The following is a 5,717-nucleotide window of genomic DNA, read 5'->3' on the forward strand; positions in this document are numbered from 1 at the left end:
CCTGGTCGGAAACTGGCAGAGCATGGGGCCGCAGAAAGGCCTGGTCAGTAAGGACGCCATCGCCAGCCTGATTATTACCGCAGAAGGCGATACGCTGGATTGCCGTCAGTGGCAGCGGGTGATTGCCCAACCCGGCCAGGTGACGCAGTTTAGAGGCGACTGGGTTAATGTAAATAAAGAGGTGCGGGTGATGCCGCTGGAGCTGGAAGGCACCGAACTGCACTATGACAAGCTGGTTTTGCAGCGGGTTCATCAGCCAACGGCAGAGTGTCAGCAAGCGCTGGCCCATGAAAATGATGCAGTAACAACGACGAATGAAGCGAAGTCTGAGGACTCCGGCAGCAAGAAACACCACCAAGCGACGTTCAAAAACGCGAAGTCTTAATGGCAACAGGCCGCCTGAGCAGAGTCAGACGGCCTGTTGTTGATCAGATAAAGTCGGTCGCAAGCTAAATATCTTCCCGCTCTCTCTCCGTTCCTTTTGTCTCGTTTACTTTCGCCCAATCCAAATAATTATTCAGCGAGTACCCAGACACTCACGCTGCCTGCATTACAGCGGAAGACCGCATTTCCCTGGTCGTCGGCGGTGACATTCTCCGTCTGGTGCCCCAGATAATCCTTCCAGCTTTTTCCTGCCATCGCTTCGCCCATCGGCAACGACTTCTCTCCGGCTTCTCCGTTTGACAGGATCACCACGCAGCCAGGCAGGTCTTCCGTTCCGCTTCGGGCAAATGCCACACAGTTAGGATGATCAAACCACTCCGTTTGGACTCCGTGAGCAAAGAGCTGACGGGCGCGGATCAGGCCCTCCAGCTCCGGGATCACCGGCATATCAATTTTATGGTTCTCGCCGTCGCCGCCTTCATCTTCATAGCTTGCGCCGAATAAATCCGGATAGAAAACGACAGGTACCCCTTGTTCGCGCAGCAGAATAAGGGCATAGGCCAGCGGTTTGAACCAGGCCTCAACCGGCGCTTCAAGAGATTGCAGCGGCTGAGTGTCGTGATTCGCTACTATGGTCACCGCGTGCCAGTGATCCTGCTCGACTAAAGTGTCGTTAAAAATCTGGCTGAGGTCATAATTGGCGCCTTCGCGTGAGGCATTGTGGAATTTCATCTGCAGCGGGGCATCAAACAGCATGGTCTTGCCCTCCACCTGATGAATGTACTGCTGCAGCTTATCCACTTCGTGCGACCAGTATTCCGCCACAATAAACAGCGGCTGATCGGCCACTTCCTGAATATGCTCAATCCACTCTTTATAGAACCAGGCGGGAATATGTTTAACGGCATCCAGGCGGAAACCGGTGCAGGGCAGTTGTTCCATCATCCAGCGAGCCCAGTATTTCAGCTCTTCGGTGACGGCATGGTTACGAAAATCGATATTCGCGCCCATCAGATAGTCGAAGTTACCCAGTTCATCATCCACCTGATCGTTCCAGCCTTCGCCGGTGTAATCATTGACGATTTTAAATACGCCATTTTCGTCCGGGTTTTCGATGTAATCGACGCCGCTGAAACACTTATAGTCCCAGATGAATTTTGAATACTGGCCCGCGCGAACCGGGAAGGTAAATTTGGTCCAGGCCTCGGCCTCAAACACTTCGGGATCGATCTCATCGCGATTATCCGGGTTGGTGCGATTTAACTGGATGCGTTCCTTTTCATCGGCACCCATTTTATGGTTGAGCACCACATCCATAATCACGCCAACATGGTGAGCGCGAAGGGCTTCCACCGCCGCTTTCAGCTGTTCCTTGTCGCCATATTTGGTGGCGCGAGAGCCTTTCTGATCGAACTCGCCCAAATCAAACAGATCGTAACTGTCGTAACCTACGGAATAGCCGCCGGATTCGCCTTTATAGGCGGGCGGTAGCCAGACATCGGTGATGCCGATTTCAGCCAGTTTTTCCGCTCGTTCGGCGGCTTCGGGCCAGAGTTTACTGCCGTCTGGATAATACCAATGGAAGAATTGCAACAGGGTAGTATTAGGCATGTCCTTGCTCCGGGTCATCAGGCTGGGATCTGAAGTATGGAGCAGGCGGGGAGAAAAGCGCGGGTCAGAAGCTAAAATACTTTAGCGTTCTGCCCGCCGACTGGTGTGAGTTAAATTCATACTGAAAAGGCCTTGTTAAATGCCTTGTGATCCCGGGAACAGCACCACCCCTTGCATTCCACTATAGGCTTTATTCACGGATTTCTGCCGGCCTGCCTGGCTAATCAGCGAGGAGAGCTCGCTCATCCGCGACTGCAAAAGGCTTTTCACTTCGGCTTCGTTGTTAAGGATATGGCGCAGTACAGGACGCAACTGGTCCTGTGTCTGATCCGGAACAGGGGAAAGCTTGGTGCTTTCCGCCAGGATTTCTACCGCACTGACGTAATCGACTTCCATTTCAATGAGTTCATCCCATTTACCTTCGCTTGCCAGGCGCAACATAGACTGGCTGAGGACTAATAACTGTTGGTAAATCGTGAGCAGCTGCGGGGCAATATTCATTTTAAACGGCGTCCTGAAGGGCGTTAGTTGCAGAAACTTCTTTCCAGGCATCGGCAATGTTGCGCAGCAACGTTTCGACTTCCAGAATCGCTTCGGCGTCATTATGCAGATTGGCTTTGAGCAGCCGTTGGACCATATAGCGATAAAGGCTGGCCAGATTATCCGCCAGTTCATCGCCTTTATTCTCTTCCAGACCCTGTTTAAGGCCGTTTTCAATAATGTTGATGGCTTTGGAGAGGGACTCTCCTTTACCCCCAATGTTGCCATCCAGCAAAAATAACCGGGCACGAACCAGGGCGCTGAGCGCCCCGTCGAACAGCATGGTGACCAGTTGGTCCGGGCTGGCGCTCATCACTGCGCTTTCCACCCCGATTTTCGCATAGGCTTTAGTACCGCTGGCGCTATACATGTTGTCTCCTTTACTTAGTGCTGGAACTGCTTGAAGTGTCGAACTGCGACGTCAGATAGCTACTGGTGTTGTTCAGCTTGCTGATCATGACGTCGAGTGCAGTAAATTGGGTTTTGTAACGCGCGATGGTGGCATCGATGCGTGTACTGGCTGCGTTGTACTGCGTAGTCAGGTTGTTCAAAGTCTTGCTGACGCCGTCAGTTGCCGCCTGCAAAATACCGGTGCTGGATAACCAACCGGTGATATTGGTAGCGATGGTCGTGGCAATACCGTTCGTTTTCCCGTCACCAATAATCATCGCTTTGACACCGTCCGGATCATTGGTCAATGCGGTAGACAGCTTGTCATCATCCAGCTCCAACGATCCGGTTGTTGGATCGGTAGTGACACCAATCTGCGACAGTGATTTGTAGGTCGAGGAACTTTGCGCATTGGTCAGCATCGTCTTCAACTGAGACTGAATAGTACGCAGAGTACTGTCACCCAGCAGGGCACCGTTGCTGGTGTCTTGCGCAGTGGTACCTGTATCCACCGCAGTGTATTTGGTCAGGCTGTTAAATGAATCTTGCAGGGTATTGTAGGCATCCACCCACGAACTGATGGCACTGGAGGCTTTCGAGGTATCTTTAGTAATGGTCAGCGTCTGGTTGCCCGTCGTTACATCGCTCAGGTTCAGCGTAATGCCTTCCAGCGCATCGCTGATAGTGTTGCTGCTGTTTTCAATGGCAACGTTATTCACCGTCAGTTCAGCATTTTTCGCCGTGACGCTTTCCGTCATATTACCGGTTGCAGTGCCATCGTAATTCAGCATGCTCTGCATGGCGCTGTCGCCGCTGACGCTCACCGTGACAGCATTATCCTTTCCGGTTTCATCAGAGGTCATCGACAAACGGTACTTGCCATCACCTGTCTTGATAATACTGGCGGTAACACCGGTATCCGCTTTGTTGATCGCATCACGAATGCCGGTCAGCGAAGAACTGCCCGCAGGGATAGAGACGCTAACAGCCGCATCACCTTTAGCATTCTGGAAGGTGATGGTGCTATCAGAGGTGGCTAATGCGGTGGTGTTACTGGTCTGCACGGCCGAAGTCAGCGTTTGAGCGGCTGCCAGCTGGGTCACGCTCACTGTATATTTACCGGCTACGGCACCTGCGGCAGTGGTGGCGCTAAAGGCAGTTGAACTGCTGGTGGTTTTCGTCGAGCTAAACAGGTCAGCATTGTTCAGCGTGGTGTTAGCCGTCTGGAATGTCGTCAGTGCGCTTTTCAGTGTGCCGTAGGCGCTCAGTTTTGCTGTATAGGAAGACTGCTGCGTAGAGATTGGCGTTAACGCTGCTTTCTCTGACGCTTGCAGGCTATCCAGGATGTCAGCTAGCTGGAGGCCTGAGCCGATACCCAAGTTAGAAATACTGGCCATAAATGTTTCCTTTATAGAGTCAACACGGAGAATGAATACCGTGGTTATCGGCCACTGATGAGTAAAGTTTACGATTTTTTGTGCAGGGGTAATGACGCGAATAGCGGTAATAGAGAGGGGTATTTCTGCGAGTAGGGGGAGGTAAAAAAATTTGGCTCTGGAACTAAAATAATTCTAAAGGTTGGTTAAGGGCTGACGATAATAAGTTTGACGGCGATGAAGCCGGGTGGCAAACAAGCCCCACTCCCTTAACAAGATTCGATTTAATAGGAAACTTTATCATGGCACAAGTAATTAATACCAACAGCCTCTCGCTGATCACTCAGAACAACATCAACAAAAACCAGTCTGCTCTGTCTACTTCTATTGAGCGTCTGTCATCTGGTCTGCGTATCAACAGCGCGAAAGACGATGCAGCGGGCCAGGCGATTGCCAACCGCTTCACCTCTAACATCAAGGGCCTGACTCAGGCTGCTCGTAACGCTAACGACGGTATCTCTGTTGCACAGACTACTGAAGGCGCACTGTCAGAAATCAACAACAACTTACAGCGTGTTCGTGAACTGACTGTACAGTCTCAGAACGGCACCAACTCCGATTCTGACCTGTCTTCAATCCAGGACGAAATCAAATCCCGTCTGGACGAAATTGACCGCGTATCTGGTCAGACTCAGTTCAACGGCGTGAACGTGCTGGCTAAAGACGGCACCATGAAAATCCAGGTTGGCGCGAACGATGGCCAGACCATCTCCATCAACCTGCAGAAAATTGACTCTTCTACTCTGGGTCTGAGCGGTTTCGGTGTTGATAAAAATGCCCTGAAAACCAGCGATGCTATCACTCAGGTTGGTGCCAGCGGTTCACTTAAAGATGTTGACCTGTCAGCAGTAGCTACTGCATTGAAAGTTGATGCAAGCACCCTGTCTCTGAAAAACGTTCAGGACTCTGCTGGCGCTGCAACAGCTACCTATGTAGTCTCTTCCGGCAGTGATAACTATGCCGTTTCCGTTGATGATTCAACTGGTGATGTTTCTCTTAACACAGCAACTGTAGCTTACGCCGATACTAATAGTACCGGTACTTTGACCGGCGCATTCGTTAAAGTGGGTGCGGACTCAGCTGGTGCAGCTACAGGTTTCGTGACTGTTCAGGGTAAAAACTTTGCTTTAACTGCAGCTGCAATTGTCAACGGCAGCGCGGCTGGTACTGACTCAACTGGTGAAGATGTGGGTAACATCGATACTGATCCTCAGTTTACCGGTACAGCAACTGCTGACCCACTGGCTCTGTTAGATAAAGCCATTGCACAGGTTGATACTTTCCGTTCAAGCCTGGGTGCGGTACAGAACCGTCTGGATTCAGCGGTAACTAACCTGAACAACACCACCACTAACC

Annotated in this window: 6 protein-coding genes; 2 read left to right on the plus strand and 4 right to left on the minus strand. The window is 51.4% G+C overall.

Translation table 11 applies throughout. The features are described from left to right. Positions 1-385: lipoprotein YedD (locus WCC56_RS06295; RefSeq protein ID WP_424691556.1), on the plus strand; the 385-nt coding region annotated here is incomplete at its 5' end. Positions 386-513: 128 nt separating this feature from the next. On the opposite strand, the gene amyA is transcribed toward WCC56_RS06295, so the two are convergent. The 4 genes from amyA to fliD form a co-directional block, all read right to left on the minus strand. After that, the gene (gene amyA, locus WCC56_RS06300) at positions 514-1,995 is read right to left on the minus strand and encodes an alpha-amylase (protein ID WP_424691557.1); all 1,482 of its coding nucleotides are present in this window, start codon (positions 1,993-1,995) and stop codon (positions 514-516) included. A 135-nt stretch (positions 1,996-2,130) separates the two neighbouring features. Further along, positions 2,131-2,496 (minus strand): flagella biosynthesis regulatory protein FliT, encoded by a 366-nt coding sequence (gene fliT / locus WCC56_RS06305; RefSeq protein ID WP_424691558.1) that lies wholly within the window; start codon positions 2,494-2,496, stop codon positions 2,131-2,133. A 1-nt stretch (position 2,497) separates the two neighbouring features. Then, positions 2,498-2,905 carry a flagellar export chaperone FliS gene (fliS, locus tag WCC56_RS06310; protein WP_424691559.1) on the minus strand — a complete coding sequence of 136 codons (408 nt, stop codon included), beginning with the start codon at positions 2,903-2,905 and terminating at the stop codon, positions 2,498-2,500. 10 nt (positions 2,906-2,915) lie between these two features. Further along, positions 2,916-4,322: a flagellar filament capping protein FliD gene (fliD, locus tag WCC56_RS06315; protein WP_424691560.1), complete on the minus strand. Its 1,407-nt coding sequence runs from the start codon at positions 4,320-4,322 to the stop codon at positions 2,916-2,918. Positions 4,323-4,603: 281 nt separating this feature from the next. Here fliD and WCC56_RS06320 point away from each other — a divergent pair. Then, on the plus strand, positions 4,604-5,717 hold a 1,114-nt coding region (locus WCC56_RS06320; protein WP_424691561.1), incomplete at its 3' end, for a FliC/FljB family flagellin.

Origin of the sequence: Erwinia sp. (genome assembly GCF_049696395.1) — a bacterium.
In the GTDB taxonomy this organism is placed as follows: Bacteria; Pseudomonadota; Gammaproteobacteria; order Enterobacterales; family Enterobacteriaceae; genus Erwinia.

Coding starts and splice junctions, on each gene's coding strand:
- fliD (WP_424691560.1), bottom strand. CDS start 4,322: ATGGCCAGTATTTCTAACTTGGGTATCGGCTCAGGCCTCCAGCTAGCT.
- fliS (WP_424691559.1), bottom strand. CDS start 2,905: ATGTATAGCGCCAGCGGTACTAAAGCCTATGCGAAAATCGGGGTGGAA.
- amyA (WP_424691557.1), bottom strand. CDS start 1,995: ATGCCTAATACTACCCTGTTGCAATTCTTCCATTGGTATTATCCAGAC.
- fliT (WP_424691558.1), bottom strand. CDS start 2,496: ATGAATATTGCCCCGCAGCTGCTCACGATTTACCAACAGTTATTAGTC.